Below are 25,552 nucleotides of genomic sequence, written 5' to 3'. Positions count from 1 at the left end.
GACAATTCGGGGACCGGGTCCGGGGTCGCCGCAAGGCGGCACCGGATCCCGTAAGGAGGCGCGGGATGACAGACCCACACGTCGCAAGTCACGAGCAGGGGGCCGTAGCAACACGCCCGTCCACCGGCTTGCTGTCGCGGGTCAATGCCCCCATCGCGCGCCTTGGCATGTACCTGTCGGTCACCGGCCTGCTCGTCATCGTCGCCATCGTCTTCTACCAGGTGTTCGGACGGTACGTGCTCAACTCCAGCCCGACCTGGACGGAGAACCTCGCGCTGGTCCTGATCCTCTACGTCACGCTGATCGGCGCCGCCGTCGGCGTACGCGATGCCGGGCATATCGGCATGGACAGCCTGCTGGTCATGGTCCCCGATCACGTGCGGGAGAAGATCGAGCTCGTGATCCACGTTCTGGTCGGCGTGTTCGGCGTTGCCATGGCCTATAATGGCTGGATCCTCGGCGCGTCGGTCGGGACCGTGAAGATTCCCAATCTCGGCCTGCCCGAGGTGATCCGCTACGTGCCGCTGATCGCCTCCGGCCTCCTGATCGTCTCGTTTTCCATCGAGCACATCATCGCTCTCGTGCGCGGCGAAGAGGTCGTCCCCTCATGGAACTGATCATCCTCGGCGCCACCTTCTTCGGCTTTCTGATCCTCGGCGTTCCGGTCGCCTTCGCGATCGGCCTGTCGGCGATCTGCACCATCCTCTACGAGGGCCTGCCGGTCGCCGTCATTTTCCAGCAGATGATGTCGGGGATGAACATCTTCTCCTTCCTCGCCATTCCGTTCTTCGTTTTCAGCGGTGAGCTGATGCTGCATGGCGGCGTCGCCGACAAGATCGTGCAACTCGCCAAGAACCTGGTCGGGCACATCCGCGGCGGTCTCGGCATGTCGAACGTGGTCGCCTGCACGCTGTTCGGCGGCGTCTCGGGCTCACCCGTGGCCGACGTGTCGGCGATGGGCGCGGTGATGATCCCGATGATGAAGAAGGAGGGCTTCGACACCGACTACGCCGTCAACGTCACCACCCACGCCTCGCTGGTGGGCGCCCTGATGCCGACCAGCCACAACATGATCATCTATGCGCTGGCGGCCGGCGGCAAGGTCTCGATCGGCGCGCTGATCGCGGCCGGCCTCCTGCCGGCACTGGTGCTGATGGTGTGCATGCTGGTCGCCGCCTACGCGGTCGCGGTGAAGCGCGGCTATCCGGCCGGCAAATTCCCCGGCTGGGCCGAGGTCGTCCGCTCGCTGGCGGCCGCGCTGCCGGGGCTTCTGATCGTCGGCATCATCCTGGCCGGCATTCTGTCCGGCGTCTTCACGGCTACCGAATCGGCGGCCATCGCCGTCACCTACACCATCCTGCTGACCTTCTTCATCTACCGCACCATGACCTGGGGCAACTTCCTGCGCGCCGCCGCCAAGGCGGTGAAGACGACGGGCGTGGTGCTGCTGCTGATCGGCGTCTCCACCATGTTCCAGTACCTGATGGGACTCTACGAGGTGGCGGATCTCGCCGGCGCGATGATGAGCAAGGTGTCGACGCAGCCCTGGGTGATCTTCCTGCTCATCAACATCATTCTGTTCGTGCTCGGCACGTTCATGGACATGGCGGCGACCATCCTGATCTGCACCCCGATCTTCCTGCCGATCGCGATCAAGGCGGGCATGGACCCGGTGCAGTTCGGCATGCTGATGCTGATCAATTGCGCCCTCGGGCTCAACACCCCGCCGGTCGGAACGACGCAATTCGTCGGCTGTGCCATCGGCGGCATCTCGGTCGGCGCCGTGATGCGCACCATCCTGCCGTTCTATGCCGCGCTGATCGCAGCCCTGATGTTCGTGACCTATGTCCCTGCCTTCTCGCTGTGGCTGCCGCGCCTCCTGATGGGCTACAAGGGCTAGCAGCCGCAGGGAGCAGCACGCTGTTCGCCGAGTGGTCTGACCAAGTTGCACAAGCAGCGAAAGGCGTAGCTTGGGTTGCGCTTAAAGGTCGCGCGGCCGACCGGCGGGGCTTCCTTCGCAATCGCAGCAGGACCTACTGGCGCGCGGCTTGAGCAAATCGCATGGGGCTTGCCGGATAAATGCGCTCGGCTGACCGGTATTTTGGTGTTACGAACTGGGACATGAACCAGCACGCCAAGATCAACCCGAAGATCGAGATCCGCCATTCGACCTGCCCGCATGATTGCCCCTCGGCCTGCGCCCTCGATGTCGAGGTGGTCGAAGGCCGTAGCATCGGCCGCGTCCGCGGTTCGAAGAAGCAGACCTACACGGCCGGCGTCGTCTGCGCCAAGGTCGCCCGCTATGCCGAGCGCATCCATCACCCCGAGCGGCTGATCTATCCGCTGCGCCGCACCGGCCCCAAAGGTTCAGGTCAATTCGCGCGGATCCCCTGGGACGAGGCGCTGGACGAGATCGGGCAGCGCTTCAACGCGGCCGAGCGCGAGTTCGGCGCAGAATCGATCTGGCCCTATTACTACGCGGGGACCATGGGTCTCGTGATGCGGGACGGGCTCAACCGTCTCACCCATGTGAAGAAATATTCGCGCTTCTATCAGACCATCTGCGCCAATGTCGCGCGCATCGGCTTTGCGATCGGCACCGGCAAGATCGCCGGCGTCGATCCGCGCGAGATGGCGCTGTCCGATCTCGTCGTGATCTGGGGCACCAATCCGGTCAACACCCAGGTCAACGTGATGACGCACGCCTCGCGCGCCCGCAAGGAGCGCGGCGCGAAAATCGCGGCGGTCGACATCTACGACAACGACACCATGAAGCAGGCCGACATCAGGATCATCCTGCGCCCCGGCACCGACGGTGCCTTCGCCTGCGGCGTCATGCATGTCCTGTTCCGCGACTTCTATGCCGACCGCGCCTACATGGACAAGTACACCGATTGCCCAGCCGAGCTCGAGGCGCATCTGAAGACGCGCACCCCGGAATGGGCGTCAGCCATCTGCGGCGTGCCCGTGTCCGAGATCGAAGCGTTCGCGAAGGCGGTTGGCGAAACCAAGCGCACCTTCTTCCGCTTCGGCTACGGCTTCACACGCAGCCGCAACGGTGCCACGCAGATGCACGCGGCCAATTGCATTCCCGCGGTGACCGGCGCCTGGCAGTATGAAGGCGGCGGTGCCTTCTTCAACAATTTCGCGCTGTGGCACTTCAACGAATCCATCATCGAGGGCCACGACGCGATCGACAAGTCGACGCGCGCGCTCGACCAGTCGCAGATCGGACGTATCCTCACCGGCGATGCGGAAGCGCTGCAGGGCAAGGGCCCGGTCAAGGCGATGCTGATCCAGAACACCAATCCGGTGACGGTGGCGCCGGAGCAGGCGCTGGTGCGGCAGGGTTTTGCCCGCGAGGATCTGTTCGTGGCGGTACACGAGCAGTTCATGACCGAGACGGCGCAGATGGCCGACATCGTCCTGCCGGCGACCATGTTCATGGAGCATGACGACCTCTATTACGGCGGCGGCCATCAGCACATCTCGGTGGGTGCGAAGCTGATCGATCCGCCGGGCGAATGCCGCTCCAACCACGAGGTGTTGCAGGCGCTGGCGCCGCGGCTCGGCGCCAGGCATCCGGGCTTCGAGATGAGCCCGCGCGAGTTGATCGACGCCACCTTGAGGCTGAGCAATCACGGCGACATCGCCGGCCTCGAGGCCGACCTCTGGCGCGACCTGCAGCCGGACTTCCGCACCTCGCATTATCTCGACGGCTTCGCTCACGCCGACGGCAAATTCCATTTCAAAGCCGATTGGTCGCATCCGCCGTTCGGCGTCACCATGGGCGATGTCGACAAGATGCCCGATCTGCCGGACCATTGGGCAGTGATCGAGCACACCGATCAGGCCCATCCGTTCCGGCTCGCGACCAGCCCATCGCGCAGCTTCCTCAACACCACCTTCAACGAGACGCCGTCCTCGCAGGCGCGCGAGGGCAGGGCCAGCGTGATGATCCACCCGTTAGATGCCGCCGCGCTCGGCATTGCCGACGGCGATGCGGTGACCCTCGGCAATAGCCGCGGCGAGACCACGCTGATCGCAACGCTGTTCGAGGGCGTGCAACGCGGTGTCCTGATCGCCGAATCCGTTCATCCCAACAGCAATCACATCGGCGGCCGCGGCATCAACATGCTGACGGGCGCGGACACCATCGCGCCGATCGGCGGCGCGGCGTTCCACGACAACAAGGTCTGGATGAGGAAGGCGGCCTCGGCTCAAGGCGCGCACTCCGAAACACCGTAGCCTGCGAATTCCTTCGCGATGTCAGGGTTCATCGACTTCGCCTGCGCGATGTCGGTGGCCCCGTCGCCGCCGCTTCTGCGCGCGGCGATGCCGCGGCCGAACAGCGACGACGAGGAGCGCGGGTTGCGCTGGATCGCGTCGGTGTAATCCTTGATCGCCTCGGCATTGCGTCCGAGCTTGAGATTGACGAGCCCGCGGCTGTCGAGCGCATCGCTCAAGCCGGGGTTGATCTGGAGCGCCAGATTGCAGTCAGCGAGCGCGCCTTGCAGGTCGCCGGTCGCAGTCCGGGTCCAGCAGCGGTTGTTCAGGGCTTCCGCGTCCCTGGGCGCGCGGCGGAGCACCGCGTCGAAATCCTGCATCGCGAGCGCATAGGCGCGCTTGATCGCGTAGACCTGGCCGCGCTTGTAGCGCGAGATGGTATCGTTGGCGTTGGCGGTGATCCTGCGGCTGAGATCGGCGATGACAGGATCTCGGGCCAGCTCGTCCGCATTCGGGGCGGGCGCCGCCTGGGGCGCCTCGCAGACCGGCTTCTGCGGCTCGATTGTCTGCGCCTCCGGCTTGGTCGGAACCGTGTCGTCTGCCGGCCGCTTCGCCGGGCTTGCGAAAGAGAAGTCCGTCGTCAGCGAGGAGGACAGCCAGGGCACCTGCTCGCGCTTGGTGGCGGCAACCACGCCGTTCTTGGTGTTGGTCAGGGCCTGCTCGGCGCTGATGTTCGGCGCGCGCATTTCGCGCAGCAGCTCGGCGACGAACAGGCTGCGATCCGTCTTGCCGCTTGCCGTGACCGCGCCGAGCGCGGCGGAGTAGAGCACCAGCGTATTGCTCGGTGCGATCGCCGGTGCGAGGCCCGCCGAATAGCGGCGGAAGCGCCGCTCGAACGGGTTGCGGCGGGAGGCGTCGATCAGCGCGATCTTGATCGCGGCACCGCGCGTGTTCATCTCGGCGAGGATGGTGTCGAGGCTGAAGCCGTCGCGCGAGACGTCGGGCTCGGTCCAGATCTGGGCGTCGACCGGCAGCAGATAGGTCTGGCGGTTGGACTGGATGGCAAAGCCGTCGAAGAAGATCAGCGCCACAGCGCCGCGCTCGATGCGGTCGTAGAAGCGGCTCAGCACCTGTCGCATGGCATCGCCGGTGAGATTGCTCTGCCTGTCGACGACGAAGCCGCCGCGCTTCAATTCCTCGGCGACGTCCTGGGCATCGTTGGCGACGTCGCTGAGGACGAACTCATTGTCGGGATATTTCGCGTTGCCGATGACCAGCGCGATCTTCGCTGCGTCGGCCGCATGGCATGCGGCACCGCCGCTCAGCACGACCAGTCCTGCCAGCAACAACATCAATGCGGCGCGCATGAAATGGCTCATCGGTGATCAAATCTCCGGTCAGGATAGCGTGCGCAAGCCCCATTTCAATCGCGAAGCGAAGTTGCGCCCACACGCTATGGTGACGCGACCTTGCAGATTGCCCTTGCGTGCGCGGCCCGACGTGCCGCAAATGGCTGCAAAGCGGGACCAAGCAAGCGAGCATGCCATGACCGACACCACTTCTGTCATCACTGAGAAGCACGGGCAGGCGTTCTGGATCACCATCAACCGGCCGGAGAAACGCAACGCACTGAACGGCGAGGTCATCGCCGGGATCACAAGAGCCTATCGCGACGCGCATGAGGACAAGGACGTCCGCGTCATCGTGCTGACGGGCGCGGGCGACAAGGCGTTCTGCGCGGGCGCCGACCTGCAGAATTCCGGCGCGGCTTTCGCGATGGATCATTCCAAACCAAATGTCGACTATGCCGATCTGTTACGTGTGTCACAGAACGCCACCAAGCCGGCGATTGCGCGCCTCGGTGGCGTCTGCATGGCCGGCGGCATGGGCCTGCTCTGCATGACCGACATGGCGGTTGCGGCCGATCACGTCGTGTTCGGCCTGCCGGAAGTGAAGGTCGGCGTGTTCCCGATGCAGGTGCTCAGCCTGCTCCAACGCATCGCGCCGCCCCGCCTCGTCAACGAATGGGCGCTCACGGGCGAGCCGTTCGACGCCAGGGCCGCGCAGGCCGCGGGGCTGCTCAACCATGTCGTGCCTGCCGCCGAGCTCGATGCCAAGATCGATTGGTTGATCGGCCGCATCGTCGACAAATCCCCGACCGCGATCCGCCGCGGCAAATACGCCATGCGCGCGATCGCCTCGATGTCGTTCGACGAGAGCATCGCCTACACCGAAAGCCAGATCGCGCTGCTCGCGATGACCGAGGACGCCAAGGAAGGGTTGAAGGCGTTCAGCGAGAAGCGGAAGCCGGTCTGGACGGGGAGGTGAAGAGGCAGGGGCACTGCTCTCTGCTGTCATTCCGGGGCGCGCCACTTGGCGCGAGCCCGGAATCCATTTGTCGATATAAACTGTTGCACGATGGATTCCAGGCTCGCGCTGCGCGCGCCCCGGAATGACGAGATTACCCCGCGTTCGCCTTCAGCCCCGCCGCCTGGATCCCCGCCACGGCGCAGGCCTCGTCATTGTCGGACGTGTCGCCGGAGACGCCGACCGCGCCGAGCAGGGTCGCGCCGTCCATGATCAGCACGCCGCCGGGGACCGGCACCAGCGCGCCCTTGGCGATCGTGTTCACGGCATCGATGAAATAGGCCTGCTCCTGTGCGCGCTGGAATAAAGCGCGCGAGCCCGTGCCCATGGCGAGCGCGCCATAGGCCTTGCCATGCGCGATCTCGGCGCGCATCAGGCTGGTGCCGTCCTGCGCCGCCGCGAGCTTGAGCACGCCGCGCGCATCCAGGATGCTGACGACCAGCGGCTTCAGCTTCAGCTCGCCGGCCTTTGCGAAGGCGGCGTCGAGGATTTTTCGAGCGGTGTCGAGTGTGAGGTCAGCCATGGCTGGTTTCCTTTGCAGCTGGAGAGGTGGCGTTGGTTTTGGCGCGATCGAGGCTCATGGCCAGCACGCGCGCGACGTGAAGCGCTTCGCGCTTCGTGCCGTCGTGGATCTGGTGCCGGCATGAGGTGCCGTCGGCGACGACGAGCGTATTCCGGTCAGCCTTCCGCACGGCCGGCAGCAGCGACAGCTCGGCCATCTCGATCGAGGCATCGTACGTGTCGGCGCCATAGCCGAACGCGCCGGCCATGCCGCAGCAGCTCGACTCGATGGTCTCGACCTTCAGCCCCGGGACGAGGCGCAGCACCTGCTCGACCGGCTTGAAGGCGCCGAAGGATTTTTGATGGCAATGGCCATGCACGACAGCCTTGTCCGCGACGGTGCCGAGCGGCAATTGCAGCCTTCCGGCCTCGGCCTCGCGCACCAGGAATTCCTCGAAGGTCAGCGCATGGGCCCCGACCGCCTTGGCATCATTGTCCTTGCGCAGTGAAGCGAGCTCGTCCCGCAGCGTCAGGAGGCAGCTCGGCTCGAGGCCGACGATCGGCACGCCGCGCACCGCGAAGGGCGCGAAAGCCGAGACCAGCCGGTCGAGCTCGGCTTTGGCTTCGTCGACGAGACCAGCCGAGAGGAACGTGCGGCCGCAGCACAGCGGACGGCTGCCGCTCACCGGCTTCGGCAGATGCACGCGATAGCCGCCGGCCGTGAGCACGCGCAGCGCTGCCTCCAGGTTCTCGCGCTCATAGATGCGGTTGAAAGTATCACTGAACAGCACGACCTCACGACCGTCCGTAGGTCCGACGCTTTCGGCCGGCGGCACGAACACGTCGCGGCGGAAGGCGGGGAGGGCCCGGCGCGCGCTGATGCCGGCAAAGCGCTCGAACAGCTTCCGCAACAGCGGGCTGCCGTTGCGCAAATTCGCCAGTGGCGCGAACCGCGAAGCCAGGCCGGCATAGCGCGGCAGATATCCGACCAGCCGGTCTCGCAGCGTCAAGCCATGGCTGGCGGCGCGCGCCGCGAGCACCTCGATCTTCATCTTGGCCATGTCGACGCCGGTGGGGCATTCGTGGCGGCAGGCCTTGCAGGAGACGCAAAGCTTGAGCGTTTCCATCATCTCGTCGGAAGAGAGCGCATCGGAGCCGAGCTGTCCGGAGATCGCAAGGCGCAGCGTGTTCGCTCGTCCTCGCGTGACGTCTTTCTCGTTTCGCGTGGCGCGATAGGACGGGCACATCACGCCGCCCTCGAGCTTGCGACAGGCGCCGTTGTTGTTGCACATCTCGACCGCGCCCTGGAAGCCGCCGCCGGCGCCGGGATAGGCGGACCAGTCGAGTTTTGTCTTGAGCTCCGCGACGCGATAATCGGGCTTGAAGCGGAACAGCGCGCGGTCGTCCATCCTGGGCGCATCGACGATCTTGCCGGGATTGAGCAGGCCGGCGGGATCGAAGCGCTGCTTCACCTCCCTGAAGTCGGCGACGAGACGCTCGCCGAACATGGTCTCGTGGAACTCGGAGCGCACCAGGCCGTCGCCGTGTTCGCCGGAATGCGAGCCCTTGTATTCGCGCACCAGCGCGAACGCCTCTTCGGCGATCGCGCGCATCGCCTTGACGTCCTTCTCCAGCTTCAGGTTCAGAACCGGGCGCACATGCAGGCAGCCCTCCGAGGCGTGCGCGTACATCGTGCCGCTGGTGCCGTGCTTGGCGAAGACGTCGTTCAGCCGCGCCGTGTAGTCGGCGAGATGCGGCAGCGGCACGGCGCAGTCCTCGACGAATGAAACCGGCTTGCCCTCCTGCTTCATCGACATCATGACATTGAGGCCGGCCGCGCGGAAATCGGCGATGCCGCTCTGCAGCGCCGGCTCGGTGATCTCCACCACGCCGCCCCATTTGCGCGTGTCGTTGGTCCAGCCGAAGCCGAGATCGCCCATCAGCTCTCCCAGCTGCTTGAGACGCACCAGATTGTCCGACTGGTCCTCTTCGGCGAATTCGACCACCAGCACGGCGTCCGGATCGCCCTTGATCGCCGCGGAGATGACGGGTGCGAACATCGCGATATCGCGGCCGAGCGCGATCATGGTGCGGTCGACCAGCTCGACCGCAATCGGCTTCAGCTTGACGAGGTGCTGGGCCGCATCCATCGCCTCGTAGAAGCTGCCGAAGTGGCAGACGCCGAGCGCCTTGTTGCGGATCACGGGCCACAGCTTCAGCTCGACCTTGGTGGTGAAGGCGAGAGTGCCTTCGGACCCGACCAACAGATGCGCCATGTTGTTCGGCGCATTGCGCGGCACCAGCGCATCGAGATTGTAGCCGCCGACCCGGCGCTGCACTTTTGGAAAGCGCGCGGCGATTTCGTCGGCCTCGCGGGTGCCGAGGTCGAGCATGTCGCGAAACAGCGCCCGGGTGCTGTCGCCGGCTTCGACGTCGGAGAGATCGCGCGAGACCTCGCCGAAGCGGCTCAGCGTGCCGTCGGCGAGCGATGCCTCCATCGAGAGCGTGTTGTCGCGCATGGTGCCGTAGCGCAGGCTGCGGCCGCCGCAGGAATTGTTGCCGGCCATTCCGCCGATGGTGGCGCGCGAGGCCGTGGAGACGTCGACCGGAAACCACAGGCCGTGCTTTTTGAGTTGACGGTTGAGGTCGTCGAGCACGATTCCGGGCTCGACCACGCAGGTGCGGCCTTCGACATCGAGCGACAGGATGCGGTTCAGGTGCTTGGACAGATCGACCACGAGGCCGTCATTGACGGTCTGGCCGCATTGCGAGGTGCCGCCGCCGCGCGGGGTGACCTTCAGCCCCTCGTCGCGCGCGATCGCCAGCGCCCGCAAGGCCTCGTCCATGGTCTTGGGGACCACCACGCCTGCCGGCATGATCTGGTAGAACGAGGCGTCGGTGGCGTAGCGGCCGCGGCTGAAGCCGTCGAACAGGACGTCGCCGGTCACTTCCGACCGCAGGCGCCGTTCGAGCGAGGAGGCGTTCGTCATCCCTGATCCCGGACTGACCCGGCGAGGCTCAGCCTTGCTGGGATATTCATTGTGGTTCCTGACCGATTATATTGTGAATGCAAAATGAGCAAGGCGGGCGCCTTCAAGGCGATGCCGGCGTATCCTCTTGAGGCTCGGTCAGGTGCTCGATGGCGGCCATCCGCTTGTTACGCAGATGCTGGAACAGGATGTCGCTGAGCTCGCTCGCGGCGCGCCTGCGCAGCGCATCGAGGATGGCCTCGTGCTCGCGCATCGCCTCCGCCCAGCGCTGCCGCTTGCGGGCGAAATTGGCGGAGTAGCGGACGCGGCGGATGCGGCCGGCGAAATTGGCGTAGGCAATCTTCAGCGCCTCGTTGCGCGCGGCCGCAACAATGCTCTCGTGGATGCGCTGGTTGGTCTGGAAATAGCCGTGCATATCGCGATGCAGGTAATGGCCGTACATCTCGTAGTGCAGCTGCTCGATCGCAATGATTTCCGCATCCGTGATGGCTTCGCAGGCGAGGCGCCCGGCGAGGCTCTCGAGGCCAGCCATGACGTCGAATAGTTCTTCCAGGTCGCGCTGGCTGAGCCGGCGGACGCGCGCGCCGCGGTTGGGCAGCAGCTCGATCAGGCCCTCGGCGGCCAGCACCTTGAGCGCCTCGCGGAGTGGCGTGCGGGAGATGCCGAGCATCTCGCAGAGCTGCCGCTCGGGAACGCGCGCGCCATCAGGGATATTGCCTTCGACCACGTAGTCGCGCAGCCGCAGCAGGATCTCGCCATGGAGCGAGGCCTCCTGACGGTTTTCCTGGCGCTCGCCATTGCCGGCGGGCGGGGTGATCGGAACCCCATTGTCGGGAATCGTGGATTTCATTGGCAGCACGGTAATTTGCCCGCTTGGTCGCGTCGATGTTCGAGAACGAATACCAGATTTTCGTTGAAGGGAGAAAAAATGAATGCAAAATGGAGTCGGAGCCGACCCATACCCGCCGAAAGGGAGCTTTTCATGCCTCAGGGACGCCATTTCCTGCAGATTCCGGGCCCGAGCCCGGTCCCCGAGCGCGTCCTGCGCGCCATGGATATGCCTGTCATCGACCACCGCAGCGCCGAATTCGGCGAGCTCGGCCGGACCGTGCTCGAAGGCAGCCAGCAGATCTTCCAGACCAAGGGGCCGGTGGTGATCTTCCCTTCGTCGGGGACTGGCGCTTGGGAAGCCGCGATCGTCAACACGCTGTCGCCGGGCGACAAGGTGCTGATGGTCGAGACCGGCCACTTCGCCACGATGTGGCGGCAGATGGCCGGCCGCTTCGGCATCGAGGTCGATTTCGTCCCGGGCGACTGGCGCCGCGGCGCCGATCCGGCGGTGATCGAGGCCAAGCTCGCCGAGGACACCGCGCACACCATCAAGGCGGTGATGGTCGTGCACAACGAGACCTCGACCGGCGCGACCAGCCGCATCGCCGAGATCCGCGCCGCGATCGACCGCGCCTCGCATCCGGCGCTCTTCATGGTCGACACCATTTCCTCGCTCGGCTCGGTCGACTACCGCCACGACGAGTGGAGGGTCGATGTCAGCGTCAGCTGCTCGCAAAAGGGGTTCATGCTGCCGCCCGGCCTCGGCTTCAACGCCATCTCGGACAAGGCCTTGGCTGCGTCCAGGGCCAACAGGATGCCGCGCTCCTATTTCGACTGGGAGGAGATGCTCAAGCCCAACGCCAAAGGCTTCTTCCCCTATACGCCAGCGACCAATCTGCTCTACGGCCTGCGCGAGGCGATCGCGATGCTGCTCGAGGAGGGGCTCGACAACGTCTTTGCACGGCATCAGCGCTTGGCGGCCGCGACGCGGGCCGCCGTCAACCATTGGGGTCTCGAAGTGCTCTGCCAGGAGCCGTCGGAGTTCTCGCCGGTGCTCACGGCCGTGTTGATGCCCCCGGGGCATGATGCCGATCAGTTCCGGAAAGTCGTGCTCGACAATTACAACATGTCGCTCGGCTCGGGCCTGTCGAAGGTCGCCGGAAAAGTCTTCCGCATCGGCCATCTCGGCGAATGCAATGCACTGACGCTGCTCGGCGCGCTCACCGGCGTCGAGATGGGCCTGTCGGTGGCCGGCGTGCCGCACCGCTCCGGCGGTGTCGATGTCGCGATGAAGCTGTTGGAGCTGCGCCCGCAGGGCAATGCCGCGCCGCATCTGAAGATCGTCGGCACGTAGAGGTCGGCACGCATAGGTGGTCGCGACGAAGCGGCCGAGGGCACGCCGCCCCGCCATGCGCGAACGGCCCTTTGGAGGAGAGGACAAGCCGGTCAAATGGTGCTATTCGGCGCCCACCAAACCAAGGCAAGACCGGGAAGGACGCCGATGACCGTGCATACTGGAAGGCATTTCCTACAGATTCCAGGACCAACCAATGTGCCCGATCGGGTGCTGCGGGCGATGGACATGCCGACTTTGGACCATCGCGGTCCGGAATTCGCCGAGCTCGGCTTCGCCGTGCTTGCCGCGATGCAGCGCGTGTTCCGCACCAAGCAGCCCGTGATCATCTTTCCCTCGTCCGGCACCGGCGCCTGGGAAGCGGCCATGGTCAATGTGTTCTCGCCCGGCGACAAGGTCCTGATGTGCGAGACCGGCCAGTTCGCCGTGCTGTGGCGCGGCATTGCCGACAAGTTCAAGCTCGACGTCGACTTCATCCCGAGCGACTGGCGTCATGGCGCCGACCTCGCCGAGATCGAGAAGCGCCTTGCCGCCGACAAGCAGCACGCGATCAAGGCGGTCTGCGTCGTGCACAACGAGACCTCGACCGGCTGCGTGACGCCGCCGCTGGAGGTTCGCAAGATTCTCGACAGCACCAAGCATCCGGCGCTGCTGATGGTCGACACCATCTCCGGCCTCGGCTCGATGGAATATGAGCACGACGCGTGGGGAATCGACGTGTCGGTCGCCGGCTCGCAGAAAGGGCTGATGCTGCCGCCAGGCCTCGGCTTCAACGCCGTCTCGGAGAAGGCGCTCAGCGTTGCCAAGGCCAATCCGGGCATGCGTTCCTACTGGGACTGGCAGGAGGTCATCAGCTTCAACAAGCTCGGCACCTTCCCCTACACGCCCGCGACCAACCTGCTCTACGGCTTGCGCGAGGCGGTGAAGATGCTGGAGGAGGAGGGGCTGGAGAACGTCTGGACCCGCCACAAGCGCCACAGCGCGGCGACGCGCGCCGCAGTCAAGGTCTGGGGCCTCGAGACGCAATGCGCCGATCCCGCCGCGCATTCTCCGGCGCTGACCGGCGTGCGCGTGCCCGAGGGCTTTGACGCCGATGCCTTCCGTAAGGTCGTGCTGGAAAACTTCGACATGTCGCTCGGCACCGGCCTGAACAAGGTCAAGGGCAAGGTGTTCCGCATCGGCCATATCGGTCATTTCAACGACTTGATGCTGATGGGCACGCTCGCCGGCGTCGAGATGGGCCTGGATCTTGCAAAGATCCCGCACCGGAGCGGCGGCGTGCTGGCGGCCATGGACGTCCTGAAGGGCCGCGACGTGGTGCCGATGACCAAGGCTCAAGTTGCTTGAGGAGCGGGCCGCCTAGGGGCGGCCCGAACCGACTTAGTGAAGAAAGTGAGCGCGCGATGAATCTACCTGCGACGACCAACGAAGACCTGCTCTACTCCGTCACGGACGGCATCGCGCGGATCACCTTCAATCGCCCCCAGGCGCGCAACGCCATGACCTTCGCCATGTATGACCGCATGGCGGAGATCTGCCAGGAGATCAACGCCGACCGCTCGATCAAGGCGCTGATCCTGACCGGCGCGGGCGACAAGGCGTTCGCCTCCGGCACGGACATCTCGCAATTCCGCGCCTTCAAGACCGCGCAGGATGCGCTCGACTACGAGGCGCGGATCGATCGCGTGCTCGGCACGCTCGAGCAGTGCCGCGTGCCCGTGATCGCGGCGATCGCCGGCGCCTGCACCGGCGGTGGCGCGGGCATCGCGGCCTGCTGCGATCTTCGCATTGGCACCGAGACGACGCGGATGGGTTTTCCGATCGCGCGCACGCTCGGCAATTGCCTGTCGATGTCCAACATCAGCCGCGTCGTCGCGCTGGTCGGTCCCGCCCGCACCAAGGATATGATCTTCAAGGCGCGCCTCGTCGAGGCGCCGGAGGCGCTGACGCTCGGCCTGCTCAACGAGGTCGTGCCTGACGTGGAGACGCTGCAGCGCCGCGCCGACGAGACCGCGAAGCTCGTCGCCAGCCACGCGCCGCTGACGCTGGAAGCGACCAAGGAAGCGGTGCGCCGCATCCGCCGCACGCTGTCGCGCGAGGAGGGCGAGGACCTGATCCTGAAAGCCTATATGAGCGAAGATTTCCGCGAGGGCATGGACGCCTTCCTCAACAAGCGGGCGCCGGTCTGGAAGGGCAGGTAAGTCTCGCGGACTTCGGCTTCGTCAGCCGAAAGTCATATGCGCTGAACGACCCGTCTGCTTGAACTCGTCGGTATTAGTCCGCACTATGCAGGGATAGACGTTTCCGCACTACAAACTCAAAAAAACATCAAGGGGACGAACTCGTGCGAATTCCAGTGAAAGCCGTCGGCGCTGCGACGGCGCTGTTGTTGAGCACGCCGGCCTTCGCCGGCTGGGAGCCGACGAAACCGGTGGAAATCGTGGTGGCGGCGGGCGCGGGTGGCGCCTCCGACCAGATGGCCCGGATGATGCAGGCCGCGATCCAGAAGAACAATCTGATGAAGCAGCCGATGGTGGTCTCGCTCAAGGGCGGCGCCTCGGGCGCGGAAGCGCTGATGTACATGAAGTCCAGCGAGGGCGATCCCAACAAGGTGCTGATCGCCTATTCGCTGATCTACATGCTGCCGCTGTCGGCGAAGATCCCGTTCAACTGGCGCGAACTGACGCCGGTCTCGGTGGTCGCGCTCGACCAGTTCGTGCTGTGGGACAACAGCGCAGGCCCCAAGACGCTGAAGGACTTCGTCGCGGCCGCGAAGGCTGCGAGCGCGCCGTTCAAGATGGGCGGCACCGGCTCCAAGCGCGAGGACCACGTGCTCACCGTGTTCCTGGAGCAGAAGACCGGCGCGAAATTCTCCTATCTGCCCTACAAGTCCGGTGGCGAGGCCGCGACCCAGCTGGTCGGCAACCACACCGAAGCCAACGTCAACAACCCGTCGGAGAATCTCGAAGTCTGGCGCGCCGGCCAGGTGCGGCCGCTCTGCGTCTTCGACAGGGAGCGCATTTCCTACACGACCAAGGTGACCGACACGCAGTCCTGGGCCGACATTCCGACCTGCAAGGAGGAGGGCGTCGACGTGCAATATCTGATGCTGCGCGCGATGTTCCTGCCCGGCAAGGTTACGCCGGAACAGCAGGCGTTCTACGTCGATCTGTTCCACAAGGTGACGCAGACCGCGGAGTACAAGGAGTACCTGGAGAAGCAGGCCTTGAAGCCGATCTTCCTCACCGGCAAGGACATGGTGCAGTTCCTCGAGGAGGACGATGCGCTGAACAAGTCGCTGATGACGGAAGCCGGTTTCGTCGCGAAGTGATCGCACCCTCCACGTCATGCCCCGCCTAGTGCGCAATTGCGCACGGGGGGCGGGGCATCCAGTATTGCACAGAATTCGACGAAAGACGGTTCTGCACGGAGTACTGGATCATCCGCTCAAGTGCGCAATTGCGCACAAGGCGGATGATGACAGGGCAACTTGATCTGGCAGAGCATGTCCCAAACCGATATCGAGATCGTCGTCGAGGATCCCACGGCGCCCGAAGACGATTCCCCTTCCGTCGTCTCTTCCGGCACGATCGAGATCGTCGTCAGCCTCTTGCTGCTCGCGCTCGCGGTCACGCTCGGCTTCGACAATTGGCGCACCGGCGCGTCATGGGATGCGACCGGGCCCGAGCCCGGCTATTTCCCGTTCTATCTGTCGGTCATTCTCGCCGGCGCCAGCCTCTACGGGCTGATCGCGGCGCTGCTGGCGCGGCGCACCTCGTCCGCCACCTTCGTCACGCGCGCGCAAGGCCGCCGCGTGCTGGCGGTGTTCGTGCCGACGCTGCTGTTCTGCCTGGCGACGCAGTTCCTCGGCCTCTATGTCGCGAGCTTTCTCCTGATCGCTGGCTTCATGCGCCTCGTCGGCCGGATCGCGCTGTGGAAGTCGCTGCTCACCGCGTTCGCGTTCACGGCCATCATGTTCGTCACCTTCGACGTTGCCTTCGACGTCATCATGCCGAAGGGGCCGCTCGAAGCGGCCCTCGGCCGCTAGGGGCTGGCGCGATGGAAGCTCTCGGTCTCCTGCTCCACGGCTTTGCCGTCCTGCTGACGTGGAAGACGCTCGTTCTGATGATGGTCGGGCTGGTGCTCGGCATCTTCGTCGGCGTGCTGCCCGGGCTCGGCGGTCCCAACGGCGTTGCCATCCTGTTGCCGCTCACCTTCACCATGGACCCGACCTCGGCCATCGTGATGCTGTCCTGCATCTATTGGGGCGCCTTGTTCGGCGGCGCCATCACCTCGATCCTGTTCAACATCCCGGGCGAAGCCTGGTCGGTCGCGACCACGTTCGACGGCTATCCGATGGCGCAGCAGGGCAGGGCGGCGGAGGCCCTGACTGCGGCGTTCACCTCCTCCTTCGTCGGCTCGCTGGTCGCGGTGCTCCTGATCACCTTCCTCGCGCCGATGATCTCGTCCTTTGCGCTGAAATTCGGCCCGCCCGAGTTCTTCGCGGTGTATCTCTTGACCTTCTGCTCCTTCGTCGGCCTCGGGCGCGAGGCCAAGCACAAGACCGTCATCTCGATGTCGCTGGGCCTGCTGCTCGCCGGCATCGGCATGGATACGGTGTCCGGCAGTCTGCGCATGACCTTCGGCTCGCCGGAGCTCTTGCGCGGCATCAACTTCCTGGTCGCCGTCATCGGCCTGTTCGGCATCAGCGAGATCCTGCTGACGATGGAGGAGCGTCTTGCGCTGCGCGGGCATGCGGCTGGCATCTCGCTGCGCGTCGTGCTCGGCGTCTGGAAGGACCTGCCGAAATACTGGGTGACGCTGCTGCGCTCCTCCTTTGTCGGCTGCTGGCTCGGCATCACGCCGGGCGGTGCGATCGCGGCCTCCTTCATGGGCTACAATCTGGCAAAACGTTTCGCCAAGGATCCCGAGAGTTTCGGCAAGGGCCGCATCGAGGGCGTGTTCGCGCCGGAGACGGCGGCGCATGCCTCCGGCACCTCGGCGCTGCTGCCGATGCTGGCGCTCGGCATTCCCGGCTCGGGCACCGCGGCGATCCTGCTCGGCGGCCTCATGGTATGGGGCCTCAATCCGGGCCCGCTGCTGTTCGTCGAGCACAAGGATTTCGTCTGGGGCCTGATCGCCTCGATGTATCTCGGCAACGTCGTCGGCCTCGTGCTGGTGCTGACGACGGTGCCGATCTTCGCCTCGATCCTGCGCGTGCCGTTCGCCGCGGTGGCGCCGATGATCGTGGTGTCCTGCGCGATCGGTGCCTATGCCATCCAGAACGCGATGTTCGACATCTGGCTGATGCTGGGTTTCGGCGTGGTCGGCTACGTCTTCAAGAAGATCGGCATTCCGCTGGCGCCGTTCACCCTTGCGCTCGTGCTCGGCAACCGTGCCGAGGATGCCTTCCGCCTGTCGATGATCGGCTCCGGCGGCACTTTGAAAGTGTTCTGGTCGAACGGTCTGGTCGGCTCGATCACGACACTGGCGATTCTGCTGCTGTTCTGGCCGGTGATCGACAATCTTCTCGCCCGTGTCGGGTTGACGCATGGGACCAGAGCGACATCGTCCTAGGATTGCGCGGAAATATCTTTTTAAATCAAAGGCTTATTTGCAAGGTGGTTTTTCGGCCGGGAGACGGCCGCCAGCCCGATTGTTTCCGAATGTTGCAGCGGCGGCACAGCCCTTGGGCGAGGATGCGCGTATATTTCGATCACAAAATCGTGCAAGGGGGAATTCTCCATGAAACGGATCGTGATTGGAATGGCGGCGGCGATGTCGCTGTTTGCGACGGGCGCGCTGGGCGCCGATCTCGCGGCAAGGCCCTATGTCAAGGCGCCTATCGTCGATCCGGTCTGGAGCTGGACCGGCTTCTACATCGGCGCCAACGGCGGCTACAGCTGGGGCCGTTCGCGCACTGACGTCTCCTACTTCAACTCGGTCACCGGTGCACTGATCGCGCCTCCGGCTGGATCCATCACCAGCGGCTCGTTCGACATGAACGGCGCGGTTGCCGGTGGCCAGGCGGGCTACAACTGGCAGAGCGCGAATTGGGTGTACGGCATCGAGGGTGACCTGAACTGGTCCGACGAAAAGGGTCGGGCGACCTTCAGCTGCGTGGGCGTTGCGCCTGCTGGAGGGGCCTGCCTTCCCGGCCTGACGTTCCTTCCCCCTGGCGGTCTGGCCGGCACCACTCTGACGGTCGATCAGCACCTTCAATGGTTCGGCACGCTCCGCGGCCGCGTCGGCATCCTGGCGACCCCCAAGGTGCTGTTCTACGGCACCGGCGGCTTGGCCTTCGGCGAAATCAAGACCACGGGCACCATGACCGGCTTCACCCCCGCGGGTGTGGCGATCGCCTCGGTCGGTTCAAGCTCGACGACACGCGCCGGCTGGACCGTTGGTGCGGGTGTCGAAGGCAAGATCACGCAGAACTGGAGCGCCAAGCTCGAGTATCTGTACATGGATCTCGGCCGCTTCTCGTCCGGTCCGTTCACGCTGGCGCCGGCCGCTGCGATCAGCGCCAACGTGTCGTCGCGCTTCACCGACCACATCCTGCGCGCCGGCATCAACTATCAGTTCAGTGGCCCGGTGGTCGCCAAGTACTAAGCGAAGTACGAAGCGAAGTACTGAGATCAAGCAGGCGTCCAACAAGAAAAGCCCGGCCTCGCGCCGGGCTTTGTCGTTGCAGACGGGGCGCGCGAGGCTCACACCACCTTGGCCTCGCGGAGCCTTGCGATCTCGTCGGCGCCGAAGCCGAACTCCTTCAGCACCTCGTCGGTCTGCTCGCCGAATTCCGGCGGCCGTGCCACCATCCTGCTCGGCGTGCGCGACAGCGTCACGGGTTGGCCGACCAGGCGGATATGCCGGCCGTCGTCGTTCGGCACGTCCTGCGCAATGCCGAGATGCTTGACCTGCGCATCCTCGAACATCTGGTCGATGGCGTAGATCGGCCCGCAGGGCACGCCGGCCTCGTTGAGCTCGCGGACCCAGGTCTCGGTCGACTTCGTCACCGTGCGCTTCTCGATCTCGGCGTTGAGCGCGTCGCGGTTCTTGGAGCGGGCAGGGGCGGTCGCATAGTCGGGATGGGCATAGAGCTCCGGTGCGCCGATCGCCTGCGCGCAGCGCTCCCAGATCCGCCCGCCCGTGGTGGCGATGTTGATGTAGCCGTCGGAGGTCCTGAACACGCCGGTCGGGATGCTGGTCGGATGGTTGTTGCCGGCCTGCCTGGCGACCTCCTTCTCCATCAGCCAGCGTGCGGCCTGGAAGTCGAGCATGAAGATCTGGGCCTGCAGCAGCGAGGTCTGCACCCACTGGCCCTTGCCCGAGACCTCGCGCTCGAGCAGCGCGGTGAGGATTCCCATGGCGCAGAACAGGCCTGCGGTGAGGTCGGCGACGGGAATGCCGACCCGCATCGGCCCCTGACCCGGCGCGCCGGTGATCGACATCAGCCCGCCCATGCCTTGCGCGATCTGATCGAAGCCCGGCCGCTTGTGGTAGGGGCCGTCCTGGCCGAAGCCGGAGATGCTGCCATAGACGATCCGCGGATTGATCGCGGCGAGGCTGTCGTAGTCGATGCCGAGCTTCTTCTTCACGTCGGGTCGGAAATTCTCGACCACGACGTCGGCCTTGGCGGCGAGGCGCTTGAACAAGGCGAGCCCGCGCTCGTCCTTCAGGTTCAGCGTTATCGCCCGCTTGTTGCGGTGCAAATTCTGGAAGTCAGAACCGCGCCTCGGCCCGCCCGGCTGCTCGCCGCCGGCATCCTCGGTCAGCGCGTCGATCTTGATGACGTTGGCGCCCCAATCGGCGAGCTGCCGCACGCAGGTTGGCCCGGAGCGGACGCGGGTCAGATCGAGCACGGTGAAGCGCGACAGGGCTTCCGAGGCATGCGGGAAGGGCATCGTGAAAGGCTCCGGGACAGATTGCGGGCCTACCATAGTGCCCAGAGATCGCGCGACAAGCCGGGCCGGCGCCGATGCCGCCTGCCGAAATGCGATGTCTGAGGCGGTGTGTGCGAGATCAGCGCGACAGGCGCTTCAATTCGGCGCGCGCCTGCGCGGCGAGCGGATCATCGCCATGGCGTGCAATGAAGAGCTCGAGGGCCTCCCGCGTTCCCTTGCGGCGGGCAGCTTCATATTCCTCTGCCACCGCAGCGGCAGGATCTCGCGCCATCGGCATGGGGGGCGCGCGCCCTGCCTTGCTGCTGTCTTCTGCTTTGGCCTTCTCCACCATCACAGGTAGTCCTCCGAGACGTTGATGGGACAGTCCAGCAAGCGCAATGAAGGCGCCAAACAGGCTGGCCGGGAGTGTGCGTCGTTTCATGAAACCCTGCAAACTACGGTGTTCCTGGAACGAAACTCATGGTCGCGCTCCGTATGACTACGGGACTTAATGGCTAACACGGCCTTCTGGGAGCAGCGCGAACGCCGCTGCCCCATTTAAACCAAACGTTTAACTCTCTAGCTAGAATCATGTGCCCCCGCGGCGAATCACGCGACGCGTTGCTCTGGAGAGTGAATTGGCTACAGCCGTCAATGTCAGTGCCACCAACAACGCCGAGATCGATGGTCTGCTGTCGGGCGTCAAATGGTCCGGCACCATCACCTACAGTTTTCCCGACGCGCCGAGCGACTATTCCAATCCCTATTACGGCGGCAGCAGCGAGCCGACCACGTCGGGCTTTGCCTCGGTACCCACGCAGATCCAGACGGCGATCAACTACGCCATCGGATTGATCCTCGGCTATACCAACGCCAACATCCAATATGCGGGCACGAACGGCGCCGACCTCATGATCGCGCAGTCGCCTGCGGCCAATCCGACCGCCTACGCCTACTATCCCGGCAATTATGCGTCCGGCGGCGACATCTGGTTCGGCAACCAATACAATTTCTCGCTGGCCAAGCTCGGCAATTACTACTTCACCACGGCACTGCACGAGCTCGGCCATGCCCTCGGCCTCAAGCACAGCCAGGAGGCCGGTGGCCCCGGCAACGTGGCGGTGCCGAGCGCGCATGACAGCAGCGAATACACCGTCATGAGCTATCGCAGCTATGTCGGCGCTTCGACGACGGGCGGCTATACGAACGAAGCGTACGGATATTCGCAGACCTACATGGCCAACGATATCCTCGCGCTCCAGACCATGTACGGTGCGGACTACACGACCCAGAGCAGCAACACCGTCTACACCTGGAATCCGACCACGGGGCAGCAGTTCATCAACGGCGTCGGCCAGCTCGCACCGGGCGGAGGGGTCGGCGGCTCGGCCAACCGCATCTACGAGACCGTCTGGGACGGCGGCGGCATCGATACCTACGACCTGTCGAACTACACGACGAACCTGAGCATCAACCTCAATCCCGGTGCCTCGTCGGTGTTCTCCTCCGTGCAGCTGGCCTATCTCGGCGACGGCCATTATGCATCGGGCAACGTCTACAACGCCTATCTCTACAACGGCGACGCGCGCTCCTACATCGACAACGCCACCGGCGGCTCCGGCAACGACACGATCATCGGCAACGCCATCGCCAACGCGTTGAACGGCGGCGGCGGCAACGACAAGATCACCGGCGGTGCGGGCAACGACACCATCATCGGCGGCACCGGCACGGACACCGCGGTGTATGCGGGCAGCCGCAGCAGCTATACGGTTTCCTACAACGCGGCGACGCAGACCTTCACCCTGGTTGACCTGCGCGGCGGATCGCCTGACGGCACCGATACGGTGACAGGCGTCGAATATTTCCAGTTTGGGGATGGCACGATCGCCAGCTCCAGCCTCGTACCGAGCGCGATCGAGGCGTTCGGATCGACCAGCGTGGTGCTGACGAACAGCAATTACTACCTGAACAACATATCGACGGGCAGCGGGCCGACCCTGAAGTTTGGTGGCTCCGTCGTGAACGCAGCCAATTACAGCACGTGGTCGGTGATTGGCGCCGAGCAGGTGTCGGGCGGCGGCTACGACGTGGTCTGGAAGAATTCGGCCAACGCGCACTATTCCGTCTGGAGCACAGACGCCAACGGCAACTTCCTGACCACGCTCGCGTCAGCCCCGGAGGTGCTGGGAAGCGATCCATCGCTACAGGCGCTGGAGCCGACGCTCCAACAGGATCTCAACGGCGACGGCACGATCGGGGTCCCCGTCGTCAGCGGCGTCACGATCGAGAGCTTTGGTTCGACCAAGACGGTCCTGGCGGCTGGCACCTATTACCTGGTCGATTTCTCGACGGGTCTCGGACCCACCCTGAAATACGCCGGCGCCGCGGTGGTCGCAGCCAATTTCGGCACGTGGTCGGTCATTGCCGCCGAGCGAGTGTCAGGCGGCGGCTACGACGTGGTCTGGAAGAATTCGGCGAATGCGCACTATTCGGTCTGGAGCACGGACAGCAGCGGTAATTTCCTGACCACCCTCGCCGCAGCCCCTGAAGTGCTCGGAACCGACGCGTCGCTGCAGGCCTTGGAGCCGACACTGCAGCAGGATCTCAACGGCGATGGCACGACCGGTGTCCCCGTCGCTCCCGCCGTCAGCGGCGTCACGATCGAGTCCTTCGGTTCGACCAAGACGGTCCTGTCGGCTGGCAACTATTACTTGGCCGACATTTCGACGAGCACCGGCCCCACGGTGAAATATGCCGGAGCCACGGTGATCGCGGCCAATTTCGGCACGTGGTCGGTCATTGCCGCAGAGCAGGTGTCGGGCGGCGGCTACGACGTGGTCTGGAAGAATTCAGCAAACGCGCACTATTCGGTCTGGAGCACGGACAGCACCGGCAATTTCCTGACCACCCTCGCCGCAGCCCCTGAAGTGCTCGGAAGCGACGCGTCGCTGCAGGCCCTCGAGCCGACGCTGCATCAGGATCTCAACGGCGATGGCACGACCGGGGTCCCCGTCGTCAGCGGCGTCACGATCGAGACGTTTGGCTCGACCAAGACCCTCCTGTCAGGTGGGAACTATTACCTGACCGACATCTCGACGGGCCTAGGACCCACCCTGAAATATGCCGGGGCGACGGTGGTCGCGGCCAATTTCGGCACGTGGTCGGTCATTGCGGCAGAGCAGGTGTCGGGTGGTGGTTACGACGTGGTCTGGAAGAACTCGGCGAACGCGCATTATTCGGTCTGGAGCACGGACAGCACCGGCAATTTCCAAACGACGCTCGCCGCGGCCCCTGAAGTGCTGGGGACGGACGCCTCGCTGCAGGCTTTGGAGCCGACGCTGCATCAGGATCTCAACGGCGACGGCACGACCGGGGTCGTCATCAACGGCGTCGCGATCGAGTCGTTCGGCTCGACCAAGGCGGTTCTGTCGGCTGGCAATTATTACCTGGCCGACATCTCGACCGGTACTGGTCCCAGCCTGAAATTTGGCGGCAATGTCGTGAAGGCGGTCGACTACGGCACGTGGTCGGTCATTGCTGCCGAGCAGGTGTCGGGCGGCGGCTACGACGTGGTCTGGAAAAATTCGGCAAACGCTCATTACTCGGTCTGGAGCACGGACAGTAACGGCAACTTCCTGGCCACGCTCGGCTCGGCGTCGGAGATGCTGGGGAACGATGCCGCGCTGAAGGGGCTGGAACCGACACTGCACCAGGATCTCAATGGGGACGGCGCCGTCGGCGGAGCCCCGCCCGCGACTGCTGGGCTCCAGACCTCCGGTGATGGCTTTGCGTTCGATTTCGCTCAGGGCGGGACTTCTCCGACCAGCTCGTACGAGCAGCCGGACGCCATGCCCGCACCGGCCAATGCGCAGACTGCCTCAGAGTTGTGGGCGCAACAGGTGGCAAGCCACGACACGGCTGTGACCGACATCGTGGCCGACTTTCTGCACAACCTGCAAGGACACGGCTTTCTGCTGAGCTGATGGCGTCCATCTCGCGCGGTCGGGCCGAGACCGCGCGATTGATCATTTCGTTGTCATAGCCGGCCGATAACCTCCAAGCTACCAACGAAGAGGCAGGGCGATCGGCCCTCTCGGCTGTCGTCGCCAGTGCAGTCCTCAGCCGAACCTTCGCGGACAAGTTATGAAAAATTCTCTGCATAAAGGAGGTATTCGATTGAACCTTGTCTGATCCGGCGCGACCATTAGATGGCCTGCGTTCCGTCGTACAACCTTTGTGCGGCATTTGTGCCAAAAGTCTGCTAAGGCGGGCAGTGTCGCGCGCTTCCCTGCGAACGACGATGCGGCCGCCTATGCCTCGATGCGGCCGGCCACCACACGCGAACGCGAGGCCCAGCTGCAGGGCCGCTTCAAGGCGGACACGCCCAGCAGCGGCGTTGCGAAGCGATAGCCGCCCTCGAAGCGAGCAGGTCGGAGGTCTGCACCAGGGCCTGGCGATGGGCGACGATGCCGTTCCTGTTCGTCGATCAGCTCGATGTCCAGGTTCTGTCCGGGCTCGGCCGACGAGCGCCAGGCGAGAATCCGGTCGGCGTAGGCGGCTGCGTCCGCGGCGGAGACACCGAGCGCGGTCATCAGCCCCGCTGCTATAGGTGTTGGTGCCGGTCAGCGTCAGCGTGCCGGTGCCGACCTTGGTCAGCCCGCCGCCAGCGCCGGAAATCACGCCGTCGACCTGGGTCGAGGTGTTGAGGCTGCCGGTGGTGAGCGTGTTGGCGCCGAGGACGTAATTGCCCGCACCTTCGATCGATCCGGCCGTCATGCCGCCGCTGGTCAGGCCGGAGATGTCGACCGTGCCGCCGGCATTGGTGATCAAGCGCGCGCTGCCGCCGGTGCTGGTGCCCGCGAAATTCGTGGTGCCGCCGCTGTTGGTGGTGATGGTGGCACTGCCCGCGGTGGCGGAGCCGTCGAAATTGACCGTTCCGTCGTTGATGATGGACGCGGTGGCCGCGGTGGTCGTGTTGTAGAAATTCAACGACGCGCCGGCTGCGTTGTTGATCGTGGCTGTCCCGGCCGAGGCACTGGTGAAGAAATCGATCTGACCGTTGAGGTTGTTGGTGATTTGCGCGCTGCCGGCAGAGCTGGAATCCTCGAAGGTGACGAAGCTGTTGTTGACGAGGCTTGCCGTGCCCGCCGTGCTGTCCTGGATGAAATTGACGTTGCCGCCGGCATCGTTCGTGATGGTCAGGGCACCGGCGCCGCCGCTCGCGGTGCTGCTGTTCTGGAAGACGAGGTTGTTGCCGGAGGTGACCTGGAAATTCTGCGTATTGACGGTATCGTTGTTGACGATGCCCGTTCCGTTGATGATGAACGGGTTGCCGATCGTGATCGAGTAGGCCTGCGAGATGCTCGCGAACGCGACCGTTCCGACGCTGACGACGC

At 64.8% G+C, this 25,552-nt stretch carries 18 protein-coding genes; 12 read left to right on the top strand and 6 right to left on the bottom strand.

The window, feature by feature from the left end; all coding sequences use genetic code 11:
- Window positions 1-65: 65 nt before the first annotated feature.
- The 3 genes from BDOA9_RS29655 to BDOA9_RS29645 all read left to right on the top strand — a co-directional run bounded on the left by BDOA9_RS29655 (window position 66) and on the right by BDOA9_RS29645 (window position 4,248).
- Complete coding sequence (locus tag BDOA9_RS29655) at window positions 66-617, top strand: TRAP transporter small permease (RefSeq protein ID WP_025037576.1); 552 nt, start codon at window positions 66-68, stop codon at window positions 615-617.
- On the top strand, window positions 608-1,900 hold the full coding sequence (locus BDOA9_RS29650) for a TRAP transporter large permease (RefSeq protein ID WP_025037575.1): 1,293 nt from the start codon (window positions 608-610) through the stop codon (window positions 1,898-1,900). The genes BDOA9_RS29655 and BDOA9_RS29650 overlap by 10 nt, the downstream gene beginning before the upstream one ends.
- A 221-nt stretch (window positions 1,901-2,121) precedes the next feature.
- On the top strand, window positions 2,122-4,248 hold the full coding sequence (locus BDOA9_RS29645; RefSeq protein WP_025037574.1) for a molybdopterin oxidoreductase family protein: 2,127 nt from the start codon (window positions 2,122-2,124) through the stop codon (window positions 4,246-4,248).
- Here BDOA9_RS29645 and BDOA9_RS29640 read toward each other — a convergent pair.
- Window positions 4,221-5,606 (bottom strand): caspase family protein, encoded by a 1,386-nt coding sequence (locus BDOA9_RS29640; protein ID WP_192859626.1) that lies wholly within the window; start codon window positions 5,604-5,606, stop codon window positions 4,221-4,223. The genes BDOA9_RS29645 and BDOA9_RS29640 overlap by 28 nt on opposite strands.
- A 166-nt stretch (window positions 5,607-5,772) precedes the next feature.
- Here BDOA9_RS29640 and BDOA9_RS29635 point away from each other — a divergent pair, with 166 nt between their 5' ends.
- Window positions 5,773-6,555, top strand: a complete 783-nt coding sequence (locus BDOA9_RS29635) for an enoyl-CoA hydratase/isomerase family protein (protein WP_025037572.1) — start codon at window positions 5,773-5,775, stop codon at window positions 6,553-6,555.
- Between the two features lie 133 nt (window positions 6,556-6,688).
- On the opposite strand, the gene BDOA9_RS29630 is transcribed toward BDOA9_RS29635, so the two are convergent.
- The 3 genes from BDOA9_RS29630 to BDOA9_RS29620 form a co-directional block, all read right to left on the bottom strand.
- Complete coding sequence (locus BDOA9_RS29630) at window positions 6,689-7,117, bottom strand: GlcG/HbpS family heme-binding protein (protein ID WP_025037571.1); 429 nt, start codon at window positions 7,115-7,117, stop codon at window positions 6,689-6,691.
- Window positions 7,110-10,085 carry an FAD-binding and (Fe-S)-binding domain-containing protein gene (locus BDOA9_RS29625; RefSeq protein WP_025037570.1) on the bottom strand — a complete coding sequence of 992 codons (2,976 nt, stop codon included), beginning with the start codon at window positions 10,083-10,085 and terminating at the stop codon, window positions 7,110-7,112. The genes BDOA9_RS29630 and BDOA9_RS29625 overlap by 8 nt, the downstream gene beginning before the upstream one ends.
- Window positions 10,086-10,188: 103 nt before the next feature.
- Window positions 10,189-10,935, bottom strand: coding sequence for a GntR family transcriptional regulator (locus BDOA9_RS29620; RefSeq protein WP_042336805.1), 747 nt, complete (start codon window positions 10,933-10,935; stop codon window positions 10,189-10,191).
- A 132-nt stretch (window positions 10,936-11,067) separates the two neighbouring features.
- On the opposite strand from BDOA9_RS29620, the gene BDOA9_RS29615 reads away from it, so the two are divergent.
- The 7 genes from BDOA9_RS29615 (at window position 11,068) to BDOA9_RS29585 (ending at window position 18,882) form a co-directional block, all read left to right on the top strand.
- Entirely contained in the window at window positions 11,068-12,270 is a 1,203-nt protein-coding gene (locus BDOA9_RS29615) for a pyridoxal-phosphate-dependent aminotransferase family protein (protein ID WP_025037568.1), read from the top strand.
- 147 nt (window positions 12,271-12,417) lie between these two features.
- Window positions 12,418-13,617, top strand: coding sequence for a pyridoxal-phosphate-dependent aminotransferase family protein (locus tag BDOA9_RS29610; protein ID WP_025037567.1), 1,200 nt, complete (start codon window positions 12,418-12,420; stop codon window positions 13,615-13,617).
- 56 nt (window positions 13,618-13,673) lie between these two features.
- On the top strand, window positions 13,674-14,471 hold the full coding sequence (locus BDOA9_RS29605) for an enoyl-CoA hydratase/isomerase family protein (RefSeq protein WP_025037566.1): 798 nt from the start codon (window positions 13,674-13,676) through the stop codon (window positions 14,469-14,471).
- Between the two features lie 149 nt (window positions 14,472-14,620).
- A complete protein-coding gene (locus BDOA9_RS29600; protein ID WP_445291827.1) occupies window positions 14,621-15,601 on the top strand; it encodes a Bug family tripartite tricarboxylate transporter substrate binding protein in 981 nt (326 codons plus the stop codon).
- A gap of 174 nt (window positions 15,602-15,775) precedes the next feature.
- The gene (locus tag BDOA9_RS29595; RefSeq protein WP_025037564.1) at window positions 15,776-16,318 is read left to right on the top strand and encodes a tripartite tricarboxylate transporter TctB family protein; all 543 of its coding nucleotides are present in this window, start codon (window positions 15,776-15,778) and stop codon (window positions 16,316-16,318) included.
- Between the two features lie 11 nt (window positions 16,319-16,329).
- Complete coding sequence (locus BDOA9_RS29590) at window positions 16,330-17,847, top strand: tripartite tricarboxylate transporter permease (protein WP_025037563.1); 1,518 nt, start codon at window positions 16,330-16,332, stop codon at window positions 17,845-17,847.
- A gap of 168 nt (window positions 17,848-18,015) precedes the next feature.
- Entirely contained in the window at window positions 18,016-18,882 is an 867-nt protein-coding gene (locus BDOA9_RS29585; RefSeq protein WP_025037562.1) for an outer membrane protein, read from the top strand.
- Between the two features lie 98 nt (window positions 18,883-18,980).
- On the opposite strand, the gene BDOA9_RS29580 is transcribed toward BDOA9_RS29585, so the two are convergent.
- Both BDOA9_RS29580 and BDOA9_RS29575 read right to left on the bottom strand, forming a co-directional pair.
- Complete coding sequence (locus BDOA9_RS29580; RefSeq protein WP_025037561.1) at window positions 18,981-20,174, bottom strand: CaiB/BaiF CoA transferase family protein; 1,194 nt, start codon at window positions 20,172-20,174, stop codon at window positions 18,981-18,983.
- Window positions 20,175-20,292: 118 nt separating this feature from the next.
- Window positions 20,293-20,505 carry a hypothetical protein gene (locus BDOA9_RS29575; RefSeq protein WP_340162400.1) on the bottom strand — a complete coding sequence of 71 codons (213 nt, stop codon included), beginning with the start codon at window positions 20,503-20,505 and terminating at the stop codon, window positions 20,293-20,295.
- Window positions 20,506-20,791: 286 nt separating this feature from the next.
- Between BDOA9_RS29575 and BDOA9_RS29570 the strand changes: the two genes are divergently transcribed.
- Window positions 20,792-24,139, top strand: coding sequence for a M10 family metallopeptidase C-terminal domain-containing protein (locus BDOA9_RS29570; RefSeq protein WP_025037559.1), 3,348 nt, complete (start codon window positions 20,792-20,794; stop codon window positions 24,137-24,139).
- Window positions 24,140-25,552: the final 1,413 nt, after the last annotated feature.

Origin of the sequence: Bradyrhizobium sp. DOA9 (genome assembly GCF_000617845.2) — a bacterium.
Taxonomy (GTDB): domain Bacteria; phylum Pseudomonadota; class Alphaproteobacteria; order Rhizobiales; family Xanthobacteraceae; genus Bradyrhizobium.
This window is presented reverse-complemented; position numbering and strand designations above follow the sequence as displayed.